We start from the raw sequence: 20,969 nt of genomic DNA on the forward strand, positions 1-20,969 counted from the left end.
TTATTCCGAATAGCCTTGCGACGTCGGACGCGCGTCGAGACGCCGGCCCCACCAAGGCAAGTACGCGTTGTTTCCGCCGCGAGCGCGGAACCAGTCCTTGCTTGCATCGATCGGCGTCAGCTTCGAAGGCGCGACCACCACTACCGCTGTCGGGTGCTCCGCGTCGGTCGTTCCTGCTACGAGCACGTTTCCGCCGAGGTGATTCGCTCGGCCGATCGCCAGCGCCACATCGGTCAGCGCTGCGCCGGCGCCCATGTCACCAAGCAACGCCGATGTATTGAAGGTCTGCGTACGGAAATCGTATTCCGGCAGTACTTCCGTCAGCGTCTGCGACAGCGAGGCGATCCGTGTCGATGCAGCGTCGCTGCCCTTGCCCGCGTCGTGCACGATGTAATTCACCGACGAGGCTGACACGCCTGCGTTGCTCGCCGCCGTTTCGATCGTCGACTTCCATGCCTGCACCGCACGGCTCGCGCCTTGCTTCGCCTCGAAATCCTTGACGTTGCTTCGTGCAGCTTTGCCGATCCAGGCAAGCGGCTCACGCTCGGTCTTCAGATCAGGGCCAGCGAGGAACAGCACCACCATGTTTTCGTTGATCTGTCCGTCCTTCGGCGGAAAATTAGGCGCGTCCCAGTTCATCACCCAAACGCTTTTGTCAGGGTGCGTCGCCAGATAATCCAACGCCGCGTTGAGCGACGTAAAGCCGGCGTTACCTTGCCCCGACGTCACGTGAACATCGGGTGGCGTATCGTGGCTCGAAAGATTTTTCGCGGACGGGTTACCGATTTCAAAGATGTTGACGATGCGATCCCGAAGATAGGACCCGGCCAACTCAGAATCAATTCGACCAGAAGGGACTGCCAGCTCGACATGCATTCCGGCCAACTCTCGCCACTTCCGTTGCTCGTTCGGGCTGACGGTATAAAAATAACCTTCCCCAGTAAAATACGGCACCCGGAAAAGTAGCAGCAGTTTATCGACATATTTCTCGTAAAAACCGGAAAACGATTCGCGTCCGCGACGACCGTCTGCAATGATAGAAATTGACTGCAACGTTGAATATTTATTCGGATTCGTTCGAAGCATATCATCGTTGATATTCGGCTTGACCAGTCCGAGCGTCCACAATATTTGCCACTCCGTTGGATAATCCCTGCGTTGAAGTGGATTCATCCACCCTAGCCCTACGACCTGCGCAACGAAGGGCTTGGACAAGCCCGCTCCAGCGATCGAAGCTGCCTTATCGGTCGACGACGCGGCGACCGCGCGTGGGGTTGCAATCAACGTAGCAAATGCGAACACCATGATTGCCACGAGCCCGGGGATGAGCACCAGTCGTTTCATCAGATTACCCATACTTAATAACTCTCCCGCCGGCTTGCCGGACGAAATCAATATCAAAAACGATGCTCCTAAAGCAAGGAACAATGCAAGACCAGCAACCCCGACACGGCGCGGCCAAGTTGCAATGACCGCTCTCATAATTTCCTCGCCAGCTTCAGGAAAAGCCCGCCATCTCGTTCATCATGTATCTTTGATGGCATCTTTGCGTGCTCGTCTTTTTTTGCCCATTCATGCAAATAAAAGCCGCCACATTTTCCGGTGTTTATATAATCAGCCAAATTAGAATTCGGACCATTCTTATCTGCATCACTGGCAAATCGCCAATCAGCTTGAATTCTTGCGTCCTCAAAGTCATCTTCGGTCAGATAACAAAGGCCAATCGCCACATCATAGGCCAGTGCCTTTTCAGCATGCTCCTTGTTGGTCATGATGGTCGAATGGTTGGTGGGGTTATTCTTGTCCCCTCCGTTCAGAATTGCGAAGATCTCCTTGTTTCTCCACTCGGTGTAGTCAGCGCTCGCGGCGGCCGGATTGTCCTCTCCGATCACTTTACCTGCCTCGTCGACCCAGTGGCGATTCCCTGATCTCCGCGCTTCCATCCGGAGAATGGAATGATCCTCGTATCGCTGCGCAGCCTCGGATGCTGCGTCGCCCTGCGCTTTCAGCGCGTCGCCCTCGGGAGTCGCGAATTTTTCTGACTTTTTGTCGAAGGTGTCGTATGGATCGTCATCTCGCTTGTTCTCCTTGTTGGCATCGAGCCCAGCCGATGGCGGATCGTAGCCCTCGTTGAAGGCTCCTTCTTCGAGCCGTTTCCCGTCCGCAGCGCATGCGCCCGATGGCTTGCCAAAGCGCAACGCCTTTGGAAAGAAGCGCGTTTCCTTGTCGAGCATCGGTGCTGTAATCGGAATTTCCCATTTTTCCGGCGGCAGGGCATTAACCTCCATGTCCGACAAGTTGAACAGGTAAAGGGCCGGGCTCGTTACAAACGTGAAAAACTTCGCGATCCACCCTTCATTGGAATGCATGCCTCGCGCAAACCCGTACCGCGCGGGCGGTGATGGCGGATACCAGAAACCCTCCGTTTTGTTCGTGCTGCTACGCCAGTCATCCTCCCAATACCGGTATAGCTTGTTGTCACCGCCGACTTCGAAATTCGACGCGAACACACGTTGCGAGAAAACACCCCACGCATTTGTCGCACTGATCTCTTCGATACTCATGCCGCGCCAGCCGATCCCTTGAACGGTCAGGGCTGAGATGACCTGATCATGCGGGCAGCAGTACAGCGTTACTCTTCCGTAGGTGTTTGTTCCATACAATCCGTGCGCCTCCCGGTCCTTGGCTGCGCTATACGGCTTCCCCCCACACTTCGACGGTCTTGCGTTTTCCATCGCGCGATCGAGATCCTCCGCTGGCATCTCCAGATCGGCCCGAGCGCGCAGGATATCGAAGTACTCCCTCAGCGTCTCCTTGCGTGCGACATAGGTCTCGCGCCCCACATGCCCGTTCTTGTCGCGTACCCCGCGCTGTGCCCAGGTATCGGTGAAGTTGCTCTCCACGAGGCTGTACGGGGGATTGGCAAGAACGTAAGTGTCTGCGACGCAGCGTCCTTTCTTGCCCCACTGATCCGTCACCTCGGGCAACCGGTCACCAAGGAATGCAGCGGCGAGCCCGATCATGTTTCCCTGGCTGTGGCACACGATCGTGATCGGCACGTCGGCCTGCCGCTTGCGGATCGATTCGACCAGGCGCGCAAGTCGCAGTGCACCGAGCACGCCGTAGGCGCGTGACGGTGTCGAATAGATCTTGCGATTGCCGATGGAGTTCATATGCTGGACGGTCAACCACAAAAAAAGTCGGTCGTTCAACCCGTCGTTCCATAGATCCGGCAGACTTGTACACCCGCCCGCGAACGGCCCGCCACCCCAATAATTGTTCTCGTTGAGCATGATCTTGTCGCCATACTCCTTCAACTCCTCAGCATTCGCGGAATAGCCCCACCGGAAATGAATGACGGGCGAAAAGGACGGATCGGGCTTGATATACGTCTGCGAGGACATTTCCGGATTCAGAAATCCGTCAGGCGTCAGGCTGTCAATGTAGCTGACCGGCGTCATCTGCCCGGCCACCGGCCCATGCTGGAACAGCTGGTCGTCATACCGTCCCATGCGCCGGTTCAATCCAGCGCACAGCCCTTCCTCGGCGTCCTTGAACCATTCCCCTTCGGAATTCACCCCGTGAACGAAAATGACGACACCCGGCAGCGGCATCTGCATCACGCATTGGAGATCGTTGCGATTGAACAGCGTCGTCCCCGCTCCACCGCCCACCGCCATCTGCGACGGGTCATCCGTCGACGTCTGTCCGCCCGGGTTCTGCGAAAAGTTGTAGTTGAACATGTTGTTTTTCTTGAAGACTCAGCTCAGGTTCGCGACTTGAAGAAGCGAACCGCCAGTTGCTCGAACTGATCGCTGCTGACCGGCGCCAGCTTGCCTTCCGCGTCGGTATTCCCCTTGATCAATTCGCCCGATGCCTTGCGCACCTCGGCTTCCATCCCTTCGACCGGTTGCCCGTCGGTAGCCCTGACCAGCTTCGGCACCCGTCCCAGCGAACCTTGATCAAACTTCGGGAAATCGGTGCTCATGCTCGCCGGGCCGGCCCACGTATGCGATGCGGACTTGACGGTGAAACTTCCCGGACATCCGAGCTCGATATCCCCGCCATGCAGCTTCAAATACGCGCCGCCCGACGTCACGAACACGACCTGCTCGCTGGCCATGCCCGCGAGCTTGCCGCCCGCCGCCGTCATCTGGATGTTTTTCGCGGAATCGATCTGCGTATCGTCGTTCTGGCTCTGCAGCGCCACCTTCCCCTGGTTGGCGATCGCCGAAACGCCTTCGCTGTGCGCGAACATCGCCACGCCGTGCCCGGCCTGAAGGTTGATCCGCTGCCCGCTCGTGTACTGAAGATGATTCTGCGCAACGACATCGACGTTGCCGCCCGCATGGGTCGTGACCGTCTTCGGCGTCGCCATGCTGATGCCGGCCGGCGCGGTGATCCCGATCGCCGCCATCGATGCGCCCGAGGAGTCGCCGCCGCCGGACGGTTCTCCATTCGGCCAGCCTTTCACTGTAGTCATGAGCGTGTCGTGCGGCTGCGTATCGGGCGCCACGCCCTGATGCTGGCCTGCATAGTCCCCGAGGCTCTTGAACAGTTCGACGCATTCCTGCATCAGTTGCAGATACTCGTCCCGCGCCAGGTGGCCGTCGCTCGCACGCAGCCGTTCCCAGGCCGAAATCAGCATCGCCTTGCCGCTGCGAATCGCCACGTGCGCATCGCTGCGCAACTCGGCGCCCTCGCCGCGCCCCGTACCCTGGCCGTTGTCGCGCGGCTGCGTCAGATAGCCGAGGTTCAGCTGGCTATGCGCATGCTCGCTCGCCAGCTGGCTGCTGATCTGCCCCGGCGTATCGTCGAAGCGGATCTGGTTGTACCGCTGCCCCTTGATTTCCTTCGTCTTCGTACCGGACAGGTAACGGTTGCCCGGCAGCGCGCCGGTGTGACTGAAGGTCGCCGGCATGTTCGGCCCGTTGGCCAGCACGCCCATCACGACGAGCCGGTCAGGGTCGCCGCCGATATGGCCGATCAGCACCTCCATGCCGACGCGCGGCAAAGTATTCGCGCCAAAGCTCGGCCCGGCGAGCGCGCAAGCGACACGCACCGGCGCGCTGTCGGTCGGCGTGCCGCTCGTGCCGGCGCCCTGCGCATGCGCGTGATCGCCCGCGTTCAGCCCCTGGATCTGCACCCGGATGCGGCCCATTTCATCGCAGAACACTTCTTCCCCGTCGGGTCCGACGACGACGGCCGTCATCGGATGCACGGCCGGCAGGTCGACATGGGGATCGTAAGCCGGGGTCAGCGGCACACCGCGCCGCACGCACGAGAACGTGTTCTCGTAGCGCCTGTCGTTTTCATCGCCCGGCGTGCTGCTTACGTCGGTCGGCACCGCGTTGAACAGCACGCGGCTTGCCGCGAACAACGACTGTGCGCGCTCGTTCAGTTCCTTCGGCAGGTTGTTCCGTACACGGTGATGAAGCGACGTGACGACGAACTGCCGCTGCTCGGCCGGCAATGTGTCGAGCTGCGGATGCTCGGCAAGCGCAAACCAGTGGCCGACGGCCAGGTCGCGCACATTGCTCACGCCGTCGACGGATTCCGCGCGCAGTTCGTGCGCAAGCATGCGGTCCTTGCCGATCCGGTCGAGATCGGCCGACGAATTTCCCGCGTGCGGAATATCGATGACGCTGTCGGCCAGCAAATGCCCGAGATCGTTGCCGCCGTCGCCCTGGTCGACGATCGTCGCCTGTTCGGTTTGCGACATCCGGCCGGTCTTGTAATCCCATGTCGGCCGGACGATCTTGCCCGGAATCAGGCTGCGGCTCGTCGCCCACAGCGTGATCGAGTCGCGCTCTTCGGTGGCGGCATCACGGTGATAGCGAACGGTACCGGCAACCGTCTCGGGCAACTTCATCGAGTCGTCGGCAAAGACCAGCGTATGAACCGGCGTGTCGTTCGCGTTGCCGTTCGCCCGCTCACCGGCCTTGCCTGCCTTGACGAAGACGGTCGCACCGTCGCGCCGCAGCAGCCGTCGGATGAAGTGCGCGTCCGACTCGTTGACCTGCCGCGTGAGTTCGCGCGCCGGGTAACGTTCGCCTTGCAGGCCGGACAGGTCGAATTCAAATGCGCCCGCCAGCGCCGAGCTGCGCTGGCGCCACTCCTGGAGCAGCACGCCGAGGATGTCGGGCAGGTTCTTGGTGCGGAACAATCGCGAATTGGTTCGCCGCTCCATCACCGACAGCACGTCGCGAATCGTCAACTGGTAGCAGGTGAGCGAACCGTCCGACTGTCCGGTGCGGACGTCGGTGACGATGCCGTTGATGGTATGGAGACGCCCGCGATCGGTCGTCATCTCCACGGAAACCGGTAGCCCGATGAAGCTGCGGATCGGGAGATCGGCCCGAGCGGACACGCAGGTCAGATGCCCCTCGATGCCCGTCATCAACCCTTCCCGGATATCGGCATACTGAAGCGCGAGCACCTGCTCGAGCGTCTTCTGGGCTGGCCCCCAGTTCATGCGAACCGGCCGATTGTTCTGATCGACCACCCCGGACGCAAATGCGCGTAGCAATTCGGCTGTATTCACAGCATGACTCTCAGGATTTTGTTTTACTTCGTTGTTCGTCGGGAAATCACGCCCGCTGGTCCGTCCTGGGAGTGCCACCCGCCTGTTTTTTCGCGAGCATATCAAATTTGTCAGCCGAGTGACGAAATTTTGAAAGGATTTAGAGCGCTTTGTACAATGCTTCTAACCAGATTTAAAATTTCACAATCTTTCGAATTGATCACGCCTCGTCCGGCGACACCCGATCGTCGTCATGACGCCGCGCCGGCAGGCACTTGCCGCATACCTAGCCGTGGCAGCACGAACGGCACCGATCGGTCACGAATCGTGAAATCCCACCGTCCTTCGATGTCCACGAACGTCGCGCTGAAATGGCGGTCGTCGGCCCACGTCATGTCGTCCAGATGGCACGACGCGTACATCGCGCCGACCGTGCGCCGCGCGAGTTCCTTCAACGGATTCTTCGACAGGAGCGTGAACGTGACGGCCTCCTCGAACAGGCAGTCGTAGTCGGTGACGAGCAGATAGGCGTCCGGCGTCTCGAACTGGCGAAGCAGCACATAGCCGGAAACGGTGAGGCCGCAACGTTCGCCGTTCACGAGCACGTGCGTGCGCGACGGCCACGTTTCATACGGACCGTCGTGCGTTTCGAGCGTGAAGCGCTCGATCGGCTTCATCGTCGAGCCAGTTGGTGAAGGTCTGGTTCCCGATGCATCGCCGCGTCAGCTCGCGGCCTTGCGATACAGCGCGACGTAGCCCGCGAGCATCAACAGCAGCGACCCGCTGACACGGTTCAGCCACTTCTCCCCCGCGGCCTTCCACACGCGCACCGAATGCACGCCGAGCAGTGCATAGCCGGTCATCCCGACGACGTCGATCGCGACGATCGTCGCCGCAAGGATCGCGTACTGCGGCGCGATCGCACGCGACCGGTCGACGAACTGCGGCAGCAGCGCGGACATGAACAGGTAGTACTTCGGGTTGCTCATCGCGACGAAAAAGCTCTTCAGGAACGCGGTCCGGCGATCGGGCGTCGCGTGATCGAGCGCCTGCGCAGCGGTGGAACCGCCGGAAGACAGCAGCATCCGCACGCCGACATAGGCGAGCCACGCCGCACCGGCCAGCTTCAGCGTGACGAATGCCGTTTCCGACGCGTCGAGCAGCATCCCGAGACCGCACCCGACCAGCGCAACGAGCACGACATCGGCCGTGACAGCCCCCAGCATGCCAACCATCGCGTGACGCAATCCGTACCGCGAGCCGTTGCTCATCGCGAGCAACACCGTCGGGCCGGGCGTCGCGACGCCGACGGACAGGATCACGGCAAAAGCGAGCAAGGCGGACAGCGACATGGCGGGGCGTTCCTGTTGAACGAAGGGCTGGAAAATGCAGGCGGACTGAACATGATCGCATGATGGCGCGACCGTCCGCTCGACGGTTGTCTGGCGGGCCGCCGACCTCGCGCCCCGTCCGATTTGCATGGCTCGTCGGACGGGGTGGCGGACCGCCCCCAGAGTTTGCTATACTCTCGGTCTTCCGGAGAGATGGATGAGTGGTTTAAGTCGCACGCCTGGAAAGCGTGTATAGGTTAATCGCCTATCGGGGGTTCGAATCCCCCTCTCTCCGCCAGTATTCAAAAATGCCCGCGCCAGCGGGCATTTTCGTTTCCGGAGAGAGGCAGGCCGATAGTTCGGATTGCGCGGGGGATTCGAAGGGATTCTCTCGCAAGCGAATCCGCGGCCCGCGCTCGTGTCGACGAATCACCCTTCCTCCGCCGGGACATCAGCAAAAACGGGCCGCTCGGCCCGTTTTTCATGTCTGCCCGCCAAAGCGTCCGTCGATCGCGAGTGCGGCGACCGTTGGCGGCGCCCATGATGCGCTCTTGCAGCGTCGATCCCCCCGTCCAGCGCAAACTCGCCCGCCATCGCACGCTTCGCATCGATTTCCGCCACCCTGCATCGAGCGCGGGCGCGGGCGCGGGTCATGCAATTCAAAGCATTTTGATCGCTCGTTTGTCTTGCTCAGCCTGAAAACGTTCCAACCCATCCGTCATTCGGAATGGAATAGCGATCGCATATCCGCGCCGCAGTTTCTCGGAAACTCAAATTCTCCGGCATGCGACCGTTAAAATGACGTCCCGATAAACAATATGAACGCGTGTAGAGACCATGAAAAATAAAAAACGTATGGCGATCGCCGGAATCGCAATAGCCGCGGGCGTGGCGTCCAGTTATGCGAGCCCGTACATCACCCTGTATCAGATGCGATCGGCCCTGGCCGACAACGATGCCGACTCTTTTTCTTCCCATGTCGATTTTCCATCGATGCGAGAAAGCCTCCGTGCGCAACTCATAACCATGATGCACGCGAAAATGGCGAACTCCCCCGAGATGAACGGTAATCCATTCGCCGATCTGGGAATGGTGATGGCGATGGGTTTCGTGAATCAGGCCATCGACACGATGGTTACGCCGGCGGGAGTCATGACCATGATGGCCCAGGGACCGGCCAAGCCCGCGCACGTCAGCGTGCCGGCGTCCTCTCCCGAACCATCGGAAACGGCCCATGCGGGGTCCGGAAGTGACGCCGCACCGCAAACAACGAGCAGCAAGCCGAAGGCCGACTATTCGGTCGGCTACAAGAACTGGTCGACCGTCACCGCAACTGCGCGAAAAGGAACGGACGACGAGGTGACATTCATCCTCAAGCGTGACGGCCTCTGGTCCTGGAAGCTGAGCGCAGTCAATCTGCCGATCGACAAGTTCGGTTTGAACTGATTACCAGGAAGCGAACCGAACCCGGCAACTCAGCGCGGACGGTCCGCTTCCTCGTTTGGGCCGAGCCTGCGACGGGCAGCAAATCGCGAACACCACACGCTGAAGATGTGTATTCTCCTGACGATATCCAGGGTTTCATCACCGCGAGTCAGATCCATGCGATTGAGTCCACGGTTCGCCATGATGGCTATTGCTGCGACGATGCTGTCAGCTTGCGCGACGGCATTTTCGCCCGCGTCGATCAGCACCACCATCGCGGTGACCGCTCCCCCACCGCTCGAGAAATCGCTGCGCGACGGCGGATCGTCGACCGACCTGTCGGTCATCGGTCAGCCTGCATCCCAATTTCGCACGCTTCTTTCCGTTCGCGAATGCGCCGCCGGCAAATGCGCAGCGGGAATTGCCAAGCCGACCCTCGCGGTCACGGTCCAGCGCGTGTCCGAGGGGCAGGCAGCGATCCGCTTCTCGGTCAACGGAGAAATCGGCAGCAGCCAGACGCTGACATCGCAAGCCGGGAACGCCACGTCGGAAGTGACCATGTCGATCCCGTCGGGCGTAACGCCGATCAACGACCAATTTGCCGTCGATCGGGTCGCGACGATCAAGGTTGGCGAGTTCCGCCACGTGGCCTTGCCGCATGGCATCCGTGCCTACGTCTGCGTCGCCATCCCGAACGCCAAAGGCGTGACGGATGGAAGCTGTGATTTCAGCCGGGTGCGGACGACCAAGGGAGCCGAACTCGGCATTTCAGCGCTCTGACCCACCCGTCAAGGCGCCGACACGGACGGGGCGGCACTTGAGCAATGCCGAACGACACTCGCGTCACGGATGCCGGATGTAATCCACCAGCGCCAGCGTGTACTCATCCGGCCGCTTGTCGCACAGACTCACGACGATCGCCACCGCGAACCCCGCCGGCACCCCGAACACGCCTGAACTGATCGGCTCGATCCCGAACCACGTGCGTCCCGCGAACCCCGTCAACTGCGTGAAGTACGGATAGGTCGACACGATGTAGTACACGCACACGGCGAGCCCGGTCACCATCCCCGCGATGGCACCACGCGTCGTCGTACGCTTCCAGAACACGCCGAGCACCAGCACCGGAAAGAAGCTCGAGGCCGCCAGCGAGAACGCGGCGCCGACGAGAAACAGGATCTTCCCCGTATTGAGCGACGCAACATACGACGCGAACAGCGCGACACCGAGCAGCAGCACCTTCGAGATCGTCACGCGCCGCTGGCTCGATGCATCGGGCGCGACCATGCAGTAGTAGACGTCGTGCGACAGCGCGTTCGCGATCGTCAGCAGCAACCCGTCCGCGGTCGACAGCGCCGCGGCGAGCGCCCCGGCCGCGATCAACCCCGACACGACATACGGCAGCCCGGCGATCTCCGGCGCGGCCAGCACGACCATGTCCGGCTGCATCTGGATTTCCGACCAGTGCACGATGCCGTCGCGAATCACCTCGACGACGCTGATCAGGTCGGGTTCGAAGTGATGCCATTGCGTGACCCACGCCGGCAATTCGGCGAACGGGCGCCCGACGAGGTTCGCGAGGATCTCGTACTTGATCAGCACCGCGAGCACCGGCACGCTCAGGTAGAACAGCGCAATGAAGAACAACGTCCAGCCGACCGAGCGCCGCGCCGACGCGACCGACGTGGTCGTGTTGTAGCGCGTCAGGATGTGCGGCAGGCTCGCGGTGCCGAGCGACAGGCACAGCAGCAGCGCGAGGAAATTCCGTTCGCGCGGCTTGCGTTCGTCGTCGCTCGCGGCGGGAAACGGCTCGTGCATCGGCACGGGCGGCTCGGCCCGGGCGAGCAGATCGTCGCGCGCCTGGGTCCACGCGACCCGCGCTGCCGCCGGATCGCGCGGGAAGTCGGCCAGTTCGCGCTCGCGCTGGCTGATCTCGCGCAGCGGCCCGTTGTGGCGCCGCAAATCGGCCAACTGGTCGGCGAGATGCCGGCGCGCATCCGCATAGGATGCGGGCAGCCGGTCGAGCCGCGTCTGGATATCCGCGGCTTGCTTGCGATACGCGTCGCGCACCTCCTGCTCGTCGAACGCATCGCGCACCTGCGCCTCGCGCGCCGCGACCCGCTCCATCAGCTTGCCGTAATTGAACTGCGGCACGGGGCCGAGCCCGTTCTTCATCGCGATCAGCGACACCGGAATCAGGATGGCACTGATCAGGATGATGTACTGCGCGACCTGCGTCCACGTGACCGCACGCATCCCGCCGAGAAACGAACACACGAGAATGCCCGCGAGCCCGCAGAAAATCCCGATCGCGAAATCGACGCCGATGAAGCGCGTCGCGATCAGGCCGATGCCCTGGATCTGCGCGACCAGATACACGAACGAACACAGGATCGCCGCGCCGGCCGCCAGCGCGCGCACGGCCGTGCTCGAAAAGCGCGTGCCGAGAAAATCGGGAATCGTGTAGCGCGCCAGCTTGCGCACATAAGGGGCGAGCAGGAACGCGACGAGGCAGAACCCGCCCGTCCAGCCCATCACGTACGCGAGCGCGTCGTAGCCGGTCGCGTAGAGCGAGCCGGCCAAGCCGATGAACGACGCGGCCGACAGCCAGTCGGCCGCCGTCGCCATCCCGTTGAACGCGGACGGCACGCGCCGCCCGGCCACGTAGTATTCGACGAGATCGGACGTGCGCGACAGCAGCCCGATCACCGCATACACGGCGATCGGCACGAACAGGAACACATAGCCGATCCAGACGCCGGAGCCGGCCGCGCGCTCGATGCGCCACATCAGCAGCACGAACCCGAGAAACCCCAGCGTGTAGAGCGCGTAGGCGCGGATCAGTCGGCGCGTCAGCATGAATCAGCGCCCGCCGTTCGCAAGGCCGGCGCGTGCCGCATGCTCGTCGTACGCACGGCGCAGCGTGCGGTCCGCGCGTTGCATCAGTCCGATGTAGACGACGATCAGCACGAGATACACGAGAATCGCGCCCTGCGCGCCGACGTAGAACGGCAGGCTGAACCCGGCGAAACGGATACCGGCAAGGGCCGGCGCGAAGAACGGCACGATGAACGATACCGAAAAGCCGATCACCATCAGCACCGCGATCAGCGCGACGTTGAAGCGCCAATAGCGCGCGTGGGCCCGCGCGAGCGGCTCGGGAACGGGAGGCGGCGCGGCAGGCGCGGGACGGGTCGGAACGGTCATGCCGTTATGTAACAAAAAGCCCCTGCGCGGGCAATCGGGATTGCCGCGCAGGGGCTCGTGCGCGCGATGCGCAACCGGTACGATCAGCGCACTTCGGCGAGTTGCTCGAGGATGGCCGGGTTCTCGAGCGTGGACGTGTCCTGCGTGATCGCCTCGCCCTTCGCGAGCGAACGCAGCAGGCGCCGCATGATCTTGCCCGAGCGCGTCTTCGGCAGGTTGTCGCCGAAGCGGATGTCCTTCGGCTTCGCGATCGGCCCGATCTGCTTGCCGACCCAGTCGCGCAGCGTCTTCGCGAGCGCCGCCGCTTCCTCGCCTTCCGGACGCGAGCGCTTCAGCACCACGAACGCAACCACCGCCTCGCCGGTCGTATCGTCCGGACGGCCGACCACCGCGGCTTCGGCCACCAGCTCATGCGAGACCAGCGCCGATTCGATTTCCATCGTGCCGAGCCGGTGGCCCGACACGTTCAGCACGTCGTCGATCCGGCCCATGATCGTGAAGTAGCCGGTGTCCTTGTCGCGCACGGTGCCGTCGCCGGCCAGATACAGCCGGCCGCCGAGCTCCTCGGGGTAGTAGCTCTTCTTGAAGCGCTCCGGGTCGCCCCAGATCGTGCGGATCATCGCCGGCCACGGGCGCTTGACGACGAGGATGCCGCCCTGCCCGTTCGGCACGTCCTGGCCGGTTTCGTCGACCACCGCGGCCATGATGCCCGGCAGCGGCAGCGTGCACGAACCGGGCACGGTGGGCGTCGCGCCCGGCAGCGGCGTGATCATGTGGCCGCCCGTCTCGGTCTGCCACCACGTGTCGACGATCGGGCAGCGCTCCTGGCCGACGTGCTTGTGATACCACATCCACGCTTCCGGATTGATCGGCTCGCCGACCGTGCCGATGATGCGCAGGCTCGACAGGTCGTAGCTCTTCGGATGCACCTTGTCGTCGGCCTCGGCCGCCTTGATCAGCGAGCGGATCGCGGTCGGCGCCGTGTAGAACACGGTGACCTTGTGGTCGCCGATCATCTTCCAGAAACGGCCGGCGTCCGGGTAGGTCGGCACGCCCTCGAACACGACCTGCGTGCCGCCGCACGCGAGCGGGCCGTAGGTGATGTATGTATGGCCCGTGACCCAGCCGATGTCGGCCGTGCACCAGAACACGTCGGTGGGCTTCCAGTCGAAGGTCCACTTCATCGTCTGCGCGGCCCACAGCAGGTAGCCGCCCGTGCTGTGCTGCACGCCCTTCGGCTTGCCGGTCGAGCCCGACGTATACAGGATGAACAGCGGATGCTCGGCGCCGACCCATTCCGGCTCGCACTGGTCGGATTCGCCGTCCGTCAGTTCGTGCATCCACAGGTCGCGCCCGGCGTGCCAGTCGATCTTGCCGCCGGTGCGGCGATAGACGATCACGCTCTTCACGGCTTCGCAGCCGCCCAGCGCGAGCGCTTCGTCGGCGATGCTCTTCAGCGGCAGCGTCTTGCCGCCGCGCGCCTGCTCGTCGGCCGTGACGAGCGTCGTCGCGCCGACGTCGACGAGCCGCTCGTTCAACGACTTCGCGGAGAAGCCGCCGAACACGACCGAGTGCGTCGCACCGATACGCGCGCACGCCTGCATCGCGACGATGCCTTCGATCGACATCGGGATATAGATGACGACGCGGTCTCCCTTGCCGATTCCGCGTTTCTTCAGCGCATTCGCGAAACGCGACACGCGCGCGAGGAGATCCGCATAGGTGACGCGCGTGACGGTGCCGTCGTCGGCTTCGAAGATCACCGCGACGCGCTCGCCGTTGCCGGCTTCGACGTGACGGTCGAGGCAGTTGTACGACGCGTTCAGCTCGCCGTCGTCGAACCACTTGTAGAACGGTGCGTTCGACTCGTCGAGCACCTTCGTGAACGGCTTGTGCCACGCGAGGCCCTCGCGCGCGAGGCGCGCCCAGAAGCCTTCGTAATCGTTCTCGGCCTCGGCGGCGAGCGCACGATAGGCCGGCATGCCGGAAATGGTCGCCGCCTGTTCGAGCGCCGCGGGCGGCGCGAACTGACGGGTTTCGTGAAGAACCGATTCAATCGCAGACATCGACAACCCCTTGGTGAACATGAATCCTCTGCATGGCGGCGCGATCGTGCGCGCCGCGCGTCTTGGCCGGCGCATGCGCGCCGCTGTCTCCTACCCACCCATCACGCACGGCCCGAAAGCCTCGGCGCGATGCTGCGCCGCACCACGCCGCACGATGGCGACCGGCCGGCCCGGCAGTTTCCACAATAAGCGCTCCAACTTACCCGTCACTTACGCGGCACGGCCGATTCGCCCACCGGACGGCGCCGCTTGCGGCTTTGCGCTGCAACGAGCGCGACCCTACAATCCTAACTGAACTCGCCTTCCGGATTCCAGCTTGAATCGCTACGCTTTCTTTCTCGTGCTGTCGATGCTGTTCGTCGGCAGCAATGTCGGTATCGGCAAATCGATCGTCGTCTTCGTTCCCGTCGCCATCCTCGCCACGCTGCGCTTCGTGATCGCGATCACCGTGCTGTGGCCGCTGTTCAGCCCCGTAAAGATGCGCGCCGTCAAGCGCGGAGAATGGCTGAACCTGTTCCTGCAGGCATTCTTCGGCACCTTCATGTTCACGCTGCTGATGTTGAACGGCGTGCAGCGCACGAGCGCGGTCGCGGCCGGGGTGATCACGAGCACGATCCCGGCGATCGTCGCGCTGTTCGCGTGGCTGATCCTGCGTGAAAAACCGAACGGTCGAGCACTCGTGTCGATCGCGCTCGCGATCGCCGGCGTCGTGACGATCAACCTCGCGAACGGCAACGCGGCCGGGCACGGCACGTCGTCGCTCGCCGGCAACCTGCTGATCCTCGGCGCGGTGTGCTGCGAATCGATCTACGTGATCCTGTCGCGCCGCCTCACGCAGACGCTCGCGCCGATCGACATCTGCGCGTACACGCACCTGTTCGGCCTGTGCCTGATGCTGCCGCTCGGCGCGACGGCCATGTGGCATTTCGATTACGCGAGCGTGCCGGCCGGCACCTGGGCGCTCGTCATCTGGTACGGGCTGTCGGCCAGCATCTTCTCGTTCTGGCTGTGGATGAAGGGCATCCGGCACGTGCCGGGCAGCCTCGCCGGCGTGTTCAGCGCAGTGCTGCCCGTTGCCGCCGCCGCGTATGGCATCGCGTTCCTCGGCGAGCGCCCGACGCTCGCGCACGGCATCGCGCTCGCGTGCGTCGTCACCGGTATCGTGCTCGCGAGCCTGCGCGGCAAACGCGTGCCGGCTGCCGCTTCCTGATCCGTCCCCGGCACTGCCGGCGCGTCGCTGCAGTCGCGCCGGCCGACGCGTTACAATAGCGCGCCTTTTTCAAGATTGTCCCCGATACCTGCGCACCGCGCCCCGACTGTCCACCATGTCTGCCCCGCATTCGCCCGGCCGCCCCGCGCGTCGCCCGCTTCGCCCGCTTCCGGCGCTGATTTTCATGAGCCGCTGGCTCCAGGTTCCGCTTTACCTCGGCCTGATCGTTGCGCAGGCCATCTACGTGTTCCTGTTCCTGAAGGAAGTGTGGCACCTGCTGTCGCATGCGACGAGCCTCGACGAAATCAGCGTGATGCTCGCCGTGCTCGGCCTGATCGACGTGGTGATGATCTCGAACCTGCTGATCATGGTGATCGTCGGCGGTTACGAAACGTTCGTGTCGCGCCTGGGCATCGAGGGCCATCCCGACGAGCCCGAGTGGCTCGACCACGTGAACGCGGGCGTGCTGAAGGTCAAGCTGTCGATGGCGCTGATCAGCATTTCGTCGATCCACCTGCTGAAGACGTTCATCAACCCCGATCAGCACACGATGCACGCGATCATGTGGCAGGTGATCATCCACGTGTCGTTCCTCGTGTCGGCGCTCGTGATGGCGTGGGTCGACCGCCTGACGACGCACACGCATCCTGCTCATTTCCACGAGCCGCACGCCCATGACGCGAACGCGCATGCGCCCGCGGCGACCGTGTCGCGCAAGCCGGCCGAAGCAGCCGCAAACGCCTGAACGCATTCCCCACAGTCCCCACAGAGTCTCAGCCATGACCGTCATCAAACAGGAAGACCTGATCCAGAGCATCGCGGATTCGCTGCAGTACATCAGCTACTACCATCCGCTCGACTACATCCAGGCCCTCGGCCGCGCGTACGAGCTGGAAGAGAGCCCGGCCGCGAAGGACGCGATCGCGCAGATCCTCACGAACAGCCGCATGTGCGCGGAAGGCCGTCGCCCGATCTGCCAGGACACCGGCATCGTCACGATCTTCGTGAAGGTCGGCATGGACGTGCGCTGGGACGGCGCGACGATGGGCCTCACCGACATGATCAACGAAGGCGTGCGCCGCGGTTACACGCACCCGGACAACGTGCTGCGCGCGTCGATCGTCAATCCGCCGGAAGGCGCCCGCAAGAACACGAAGGACAACACGCCGGCCGTGATCCACTACGAGATCGTGCCGGGCGACAAGGTCGACGTGCAGGTCGCGGCGAAGGGCGGCGGCTCGGAGAACAAGTCGAAGTTCGTGATGCTGAACCCGTCCGACTCGATCGTCGACTGGGTGCTGAAGACGGTCCCGACGATGGGCGCCGGCTGGTGCCCGCCGGGCATGCTCGGCATCGGCATCGGCGGCACCGCCGAGAAGGCGATGCTGATGGCGAAGGAATCGCTGATGGAGCCGATCGACATCCAGGAAATCATCGCGCGCGGCCCGAAGGACTGGGTCGAGGAACTGCGCGTCGAGCTGCACGAGAAGGTCAACGCACTCGGCATCGGCGCACAGGGCCTCGGCGGCCTCGCAACCGTGCTCGACGTGAAGATCATGGCGGCACCGACGCACGCGGCGTCGAAGCCCGTCGCGCTGATCCCGAACTGCGCGGCAACGCGCCACGCGCACTTCGTGCTCGACGGCTCGGGCCCGGCCAAGCTTGAAGCGCCGTCGCTCGACGCATGGCCGAAGGTCAACTGGGAACCGAATACCGAAACCAGCAAGCGTGTCGACCTGAACACGCTGACGCCGGAAGAAGTCGCGAGCTGGGCGCCGGGCCAGACGCTGCTGCTGTCGGGCAAGATGCTCACCGGCCGCGACGCCGCGCACAAGCGTATCGCCGACATGCTCGCGAAGGGCGAGAAGCTGCCGGTCGACTTCACGAACCGCGTGATCTACTACGTCGGCCCGGTCGATCCGGTGCGCGACGAAGTGGTCGGCCCGGCAGGCCCGACGACGGCCACCCGCATGGACAAGTTCACCGAGACGATGCTCGCGCAAACCGGCCTGATCTCGATGGTCGGCAAGGCCGAGCGCGGTCCGGTCGCGATCGAGGCGATCAAGAAGCACAAGGCGGCCTACCTGATGGCCGTCGGCGGTGCCGCTTACCTCGTGTCGAAGGCGATCCGCGGCGCGAAGGTGCTCGCATTCGAAGACCTCGGCATGGAAGCCATTTACGAGTTCGACGTGCAGGACATGCCGGTGACGGTGGCCGTCGATTCGTCGGGCACGTCGGTGCACCAGACCGGTCCGAAAGAGTGGCAGGCAAAGATCGGCAAGATCCCGGTCGCAGCCGCTTAAGCGCGATCGAACGAAAGGCCGGACGGGAGTCCGGCCTTTTTACTTCTCATTCTCATTATTGTGTCCAGCCGGTTATTCAAGGCTGATTCTCATTACACGCAAAAGGCAGGCCCGACAAGGCTTTGACGCTTGGCTTTTCGCGTTCGAGCGATTATCGTTCGGTTTCTGAAGCCCCACTGAACAAGGATCAAGCCATGCAAGGCGACAAGAAGGTCATCGAATATCTGAACGCGCAGTTGAAGAATGAACTCACGGCGATCAACCAGTACTTCCTGCATGCACGCATGTACAAGCACTGGGGCCTCGACAAGCTCGGCAAGCACGAGTACGACGAGTCGATCGGCGAAATGAAGCACGCCGACTGGCTGATCGAGCGCGTGTTCATGCTCGACGGCCTGCCGAACCTGCAGGACCTGCACAAGCTGCTGGTCGGCGAGGAAACCGAAGAGATCCTGAAGTGCGACCTGAAGCTCGAGCAGATCTCGCAGTCCACCTGCAAGGAAGCGATCGCCTACTGCGAATCGGTGCGTGACTACGTGTCGCGCGAGATCTTCGAAAAGATCCTCGACGACACCGAAGAGCACATCGACTGGCTGGAAACGCAGATCGACCTGATTGGCAAGGTCGGCCTGCAGAACTACCAGCAAACGATGATGGGTTCGCCGGAGTAAGCGCTCCGCCCTTCCCGCCATCGCGTCCCGCCCGTTCATGTCGACATCGTCCGTTCTCGCTGCGACGGCCTCGACGGTTGCCCCCATCGGCATCTTCGATTCCGGGCTGGGCGGCCTGTCGGTGCTGCGCGCCGTGCGCACGCAATTGCCCGACGAATCGTTCATCTACGTCGCCGATTCGCATCATGCGCCGTATGGTCCGCGCGACGAGGCATTCATTACGGAGCGCACGCTGGCGATCGGCGAGTGGCTGGCCCGCGAAGGGGCGAAAGCGCTCGTCATCGCGTGCAACACCGCGACCGCGCGCGCGATCGCAGCGACCCGCGAACACCTGTCGATGCCGCTCGTCGGCGTCGAGCCCGGCATCAAGCCGGCTGCGGCCGTGTCCGCGAGCGGCGTCGCGGGCGTCCTCGCCACCCAGTCGACGCTGAACAGCCCGCGCTTCCAGGCGCTGCTCGACCGCTACGGCGCCGGCCGCCGCTTCATCTGCCAGCCCGGCCACGGGCTCGTCGAAGCCATCGAGCGCGGCGACACGGATTCGCCCGCATTGCGTGCGCTGCTCGACAGCTATCTGCAGCCGATGCTCGACGCCGGCGCCGACACGCTGGTCCTCGGCTGCACGCATTACCCGTTCTTCACAGAAACGATTCGTAACCTTGTCGGCGACCGCCTGACGCTCGTCGACACCAGCGATGCGATCGCGCGCCAGCTCATGCGGGTGCTCGACGAACGCAACCTGCGCGCGCCGGCCGGCACGCGCGCCGCGGCGCCCCGCTTCTGCTCGACCAGCGACGGACGTCAGCTCCAGGCGCTCGCGTCGACGCTGCTCGGCTTAGCTGCGCCGGTCGAATCCGTCACCATCCCCTCTCCGAGCGCGCGCGCCTGCGCGAGCGTCTGATACGGCCCGGCACGCTGTCTTCCGCGTGCCGCTCCCGCCCGTCGCCGTTTCAAGGGTCCGATGACCTTAAAAAAAGCCCGACCCAGGCTTGTCAACGCCCACAAAATTAATGATAATAATTCGCATTAACGTTAGCTATCGCAACTCATCATGATCGTCTGCGTGTGCAAGTCTGTTTCCGATCGCAAGATTCGCGCGTCCCTCGCAGAGGGCGTGAACTCTTTCGATGAACTCCAGTTCGAACTCGGCGTGGCCACGTGCTGCGGCAAGTGCGAGGAGTCCGTACGCGACCTCATGGCCGAGCAAGGCGTCTGCGCGAGCCGGTGCGGTGTCGAGCATCACGCTCATCCGATCCCGGTCACGTTTTACGAACGCAAGGCGGCCTGACCGGCACCGAGTGTGCGCATGCGGCCCAGGCCGCATTTTTTGTTTTGACCGTCAGCAAGCCACCGTCTGCGCGAGCCAGCGGCTTACCTGCCAAGGAGCCAGTCATGGAATTGCTGATCGGATTTGTGACCACCGTTTGCATCTCGCTGCTGATCTTCCGCAAGTGATGCCGATTCACCCGCCGCGCCCCGGGTGCGACATCGTTCTTTCAAGCTAACATGCAGGCTTCGCATTCCGCTCCTGCCGGCGTCTTGCCGGTTGCACCACGTATGAATCCCCGAGTGATCGTCGTCGCGGTCGGTGTGCTTGCAGCACACGCGATCATGCTGACGGCCGCCTGGCTCCATCGCAACGCGCCGCCGCCTCCGAAGGAGATCGAAGTTCAATCGATCACCGCCCAGCTCATTCCGCCTGCCCCTCCTGCGCAGCCGGTCGCCGTCCAGTCGGCTGCGCAACAGCCCACGCCGCCGAAGCCCGCGCCGCGCGTGAAGCCGAAGGTCGAGCCGAAGCCGGTGCAGAAAGCGGTCCCGACGCCTCAGCCGGTCTCGCCGGAACCGTCGCCGACACCCGCGCCGGCGGCCGTCGCACCGACACCGGCCCCCGCCGCGCCGGCGCCTGCGCCAGCTGCAGCACCCGGTCCGGCTCGCGAGACGATGCAGGTCGGCGCACCGAAGAACGTATCGGCGCTCACCTGCAATTTCGTGAAGCCCACCTATCCGTCGATGTCGCGCCGTCGCGGCGAAACGGGCACGGCCTACGTTCACTTCATCATCGGCGTGACGGGCAAGATCGAAAGCGTCCAGCTGCAGAAGAGCAGCGGCTATCCGCGTCTCGATGAAGCCGCGCTCGAGGCGACGCGCGCCAGCACCTGCCCGCCGTATATCGAGAACGGTCAGGCGATCCGCGCCGCCCATACGCTGCCCTTCAACTTCACGCTTGACGACTAAC

The 20,969-nt window shown here is 63.3% G+C and carries 17 protein-coding genes and 1 tRNA gene; 10 read left to right on the plus strand and 8 right to left on the minus strand.

The genetic code is table 11. From position 1 onward, the window contains the following. From WJ16_RS11345 to WJ16_RS11365, 5 genes are all read right to left on the minus strand, one after another. Positions 1-1,482, minus strand: coding sequence for a virulence factor (locus WJ16_RS11345; RefSeq protein WP_084636026.1), 1,482 nt, complete (start codon positions 1,480-1,482; stop codon positions 1-3). Beyond that, positions 1,479-3,743 carry a T6SS effector phospholipase Tle3 domain-containing protein gene (locus WJ16_RS11350; protein WP_069257138.1) on the minus strand — a complete coding sequence of 755 codons (2,265 nt, stop codon included), beginning with the start codon at positions 3,741-3,743 and terminating at the stop codon, positions 1,479-1,481. Before WJ16_RS11350 ends, WJ16_RS11345 begins: the two co-directional genes overlap by 4 nt. A 23-nt stretch (positions 3,744-3,766) precedes the next feature. Further along, complete coding sequence (locus WJ16_RS11355) at positions 3,767-6,544, minus strand: type VI secretion system Vgr family protein (RefSeq protein WP_069257139.1); 2,778 nt, start codon at positions 6,542-6,544, stop codon at positions 3,767-3,769. A 230-nt stretch (positions 6,545-6,774) separates the two neighbouring features. Next, positions 6,775-7,200, minus strand: coding sequence for a hypothetical protein (locus WJ16_RS11360; RefSeq protein ID WP_069257140.1), 426 nt, complete (start codon positions 7,198-7,200; stop codon positions 6,775-6,777). A 45-nt stretch (positions 7,201-7,245) separates the two neighbouring features. Then, positions 7,246-7,875 (minus strand): LysE family translocator, encoded by a 630-nt coding sequence (locus WJ16_RS11365; RefSeq protein WP_069257141.1) that lies wholly within the window; start codon positions 7,873-7,875, stop codon positions 7,246-7,248. Positions 7,876-8,061: 186 nt separating this feature from the next. On the opposite strand from WJ16_RS11365, the gene WJ16_RS11370 reads away from it, so the two are divergent. From WJ16_RS11370 to WJ16_RS11380, 3 genes are all read left to right on the plus strand, one after another. Beyond that, positions 8,062-8,152, plus strand: a tRNA-Ser gene (locus WJ16_RS11370). 539 nt (positions 8,153-8,691) lie between these two features. Next, entirely contained in the window at positions 8,692-9,300 is a 609-nt protein-coding gene (locus tag WJ16_RS11375; protein ID WP_069257142.1) for a DUF2939 domain-containing protein, read from the plus strand. A 180-nt stretch (positions 9,301-9,480) separates the two neighbouring features. After that, positions 9,481-10,059 carry a hypothetical protein gene (locus WJ16_RS11380; protein ID WP_236858154.1) on the plus strand — a complete coding sequence of 193 codons (579 nt, stop codon included), beginning with the start codon at positions 9,481-9,483 and terminating at the stop codon, positions 10,057-10,059. 63 nt (positions 10,060-10,122) lie between these two features. On the opposite strand, the gene WJ16_RS11385 is transcribed toward WJ16_RS11380, so the two are convergent. The 3 genes from WJ16_RS11385 to acs form a co-directional block, all read right to left on the minus strand. Next, positions 10,123-12,138: a sodium:solute symporter family protein gene (locus WJ16_RS11385; RefSeq protein WP_069257144.1), complete on the minus strand. Its 2,016-nt coding sequence runs from the start codon at positions 12,136-12,138 to the stop codon at positions 10,123-10,125. A gap of 3 nt (positions 12,139-12,141) precedes the next feature. After that, positions 12,142-12,486: a DUF4212 domain-containing protein gene (locus WJ16_RS11390; RefSeq protein ID WP_069257145.1), complete on the minus strand. Its 345-nt coding sequence runs from the start codon at positions 12,484-12,486 to the stop codon at positions 12,142-12,144. Positions 12,487-12,569: 83 nt separating this feature from the next. Continuing rightward, positions 12,570-14,552 carry an acetate--CoA ligase gene (gene acs, locus WJ16_RS11395; RefSeq protein WP_069258036.1) on the minus strand — a complete coding sequence of 661 codons (1,983 nt, stop codon included), beginning with the start codon at positions 14,550-14,552 and terminating at the stop codon, positions 12,570-12,572. Between the two features lie 316 nt (positions 14,553-14,868). On the opposite strand from acs, the gene WJ16_RS11400 reads away from it, so the two are divergent. The 7 genes from WJ16_RS11400 to WJ16_RS11430 all read left to right on the plus strand — a co-directional run bounded on the left by WJ16_RS11400 (position 14,869) and on the right by WJ16_RS11430 (position 20,968). Continuing rightward, a complete protein-coding gene (locus WJ16_RS11400) occupies positions 14,869-15,762 on the plus strand; it encodes a DMT family transporter (protein ID WP_069257146.1) in 894 nt (297 codons plus the stop codon). A gap of 115 nt (positions 15,763-15,877) precedes the next feature. After that, on the plus strand, positions 15,878-16,507 hold the full coding sequence (locus tag WJ16_RS11405; RefSeq protein ID WP_069257147.1) for a TIGR00645 family protein: 630 nt from the start codon (positions 15,878-15,880) through the stop codon (positions 16,505-16,507). A gap of 34 nt (positions 16,508-16,541) precedes the next feature. Beyond that, positions 16,542-18,065 (plus strand): fumarate hydratase, encoded by a 1,524-nt coding sequence (locus tag WJ16_RS11410; protein WP_069257148.1) that lies wholly within the window; start codon positions 16,542-16,544, stop codon positions 18,063-18,065. A 194-nt stretch (positions 18,066-18,259) separates the two neighbouring features. Further along, positions 18,260-18,736, plus strand: coding sequence for a bacterioferritin (gene bfr / locus WJ16_RS11415; RefSeq protein ID WP_006482753.1), 477 nt, complete (start codon positions 18,260-18,262; stop codon positions 18,734-18,736). Between the two features lie 37 nt (positions 18,737-18,773). After that, on the plus strand, positions 18,774-19,634 hold the full coding sequence (gene murI / locus WJ16_RS11420; protein ID WP_069257149.1) for a glutamate racemase: 861 nt from the start codon (positions 18,774-18,776) through the stop codon (positions 19,632-19,634). Between the two features lie 150 nt (positions 19,635-19,784). Then, positions 19,785-20,021: a (2Fe-2S)-binding protein gene (locus WJ16_RS11425; RefSeq protein WP_039370093.1), complete on the plus strand. Its 237-nt coding sequence runs from the start codon at positions 19,785-19,787 to the stop codon at positions 20,019-20,021. Positions 20,022-20,239: 218 nt separating this feature from the next. Next, positions 20,240-20,968 carry an energy transducer TonB gene (locus tag WJ16_RS11430; RefSeq protein ID WP_069257150.1) on the plus strand — a complete coding sequence of 243 codons (729 nt, stop codon included), beginning with the start codon at positions 20,240-20,242 and terminating at the stop codon, positions 20,966-20,968. Position 20,969: the final 1 nt, after the last annotated feature.

Origin of the sequence: Burkholderia metallica, assembly GCF_001718555.1 — a bacterium.
Lineage (GTDB): Bacteria > Pseudomonadota > Gammaproteobacteria > Burkholderiales > Burkholderiaceae > Burkholderia > Burkholderia metallica.

What these genes read in the sequence shown, in the direction of transcription:
- WJ16_RS11345 (WP_084636026.1), bottom strand. Translation starts at nt 1,482, where the DNA reads ATGAGAGCGGTCATTGCAACTTGGCCGCGCCGTGTCGGGGTTGCTGGT.
- WJ16_RS11350 (WP_069257138.1), bottom strand. Translation starts at nt 3,743, where the DNA reads ATGTTCAACTACAACTTTTCGCAGAACCCGGGCGGACAGACGTCGACG.
- WJ16_RS11360 (WP_069257140.1), bottom strand. Translation starts at nt 7,200, where the DNA reads ATGAAGCCGATCGAGCGCTTCACGCTCGAAACGCACGACGGTCCGTAT.
- WJ16_RS11365 (WP_069257141.1), bottom strand. Translation starts at nt 7,875, where the DNA reads ATGTCGCTGTCCGCCTTGCTCGCTTTTGCCGTGATCCTGTCCGTCGGC.
- WJ16_RS11375 (WP_069257142.1), top strand. Translation starts at nt 8,692, where the DNA reads ATGAAAAATAAAAAACGTATGGCGATCGCCGGAATCGCAATAGCCGCG.
- WJ16_RS11380 (WP_236858154.1), top strand. Translation starts at nt 9,481, where the DNA reads ATGATGGCTATTGCTGCGACGATGCTGTCAGCTTGCGCGACGGCATTT.
- WJ16_RS11385 (WP_069257144.1), bottom strand. Translation starts at nt 12,138, where the DNA reads ATGCTGACGCGCCGACTGATCCGCGCCTACGCGCTCTACACGCTGGGG.
- WJ16_RS11390 (WP_069257145.1), bottom strand. Translation starts at nt 12,486, where the DNA reads ATGACCGTTCCGACCCGTCCCGCGCCTGCCGCGCCGCCTCCCGTTCCC.
- acs (WP_069258036.1), bottom strand. Translation starts at nt 14,552, where the DNA reads ATGTCTGCGATTGAATCGGTTCTTCACGAAACCCGTCAGTTCGCGCCG.
- WJ16_RS11405 (WP_069257147.1), top strand. Translation starts at nt 15,878, where the DNA reads ATGTCTGCCCCGCATTCGCCCGGCCGCCCCGCGCGTCGCCCGCTTCGC.
- WJ16_RS11410 (WP_069257148.1), top strand. Translation starts at nt 16,542, where the DNA reads ATGACCGTCATCAAACAGGAAGACCTGATCCAGAGCATCGCGGATTCG.
- bfr (WP_006482753.1), top strand. Translation starts at nt 18,260, where the DNA reads ATGCAAGGCGACAAGAAGGTCATCGAATATCTGAACGCGCAGTTGAAG.
- murI (WP_069257149.1), top strand. Translation starts at nt 18,774, where the DNA reads ATGTCGACATCGTCCGTTCTCGCTGCGACGGCCTCGACGGTTGCCCCC.
- WJ16_RS11425 (WP_039370093.1), top strand. Translation starts at nt 19,785, where the DNA reads ATGATCGTCTGCGTGTGCAAGTCTGTTTCCGATCGCAAGATTCGCGCG.
- WJ16_RS11430 (WP_069257150.1), top strand. Translation starts at nt 20,240, where the DNA reads ATGCAGGCTTCGCATTCCGCTCCTGCCGGCGTCTTGCCGGTTGCACCA.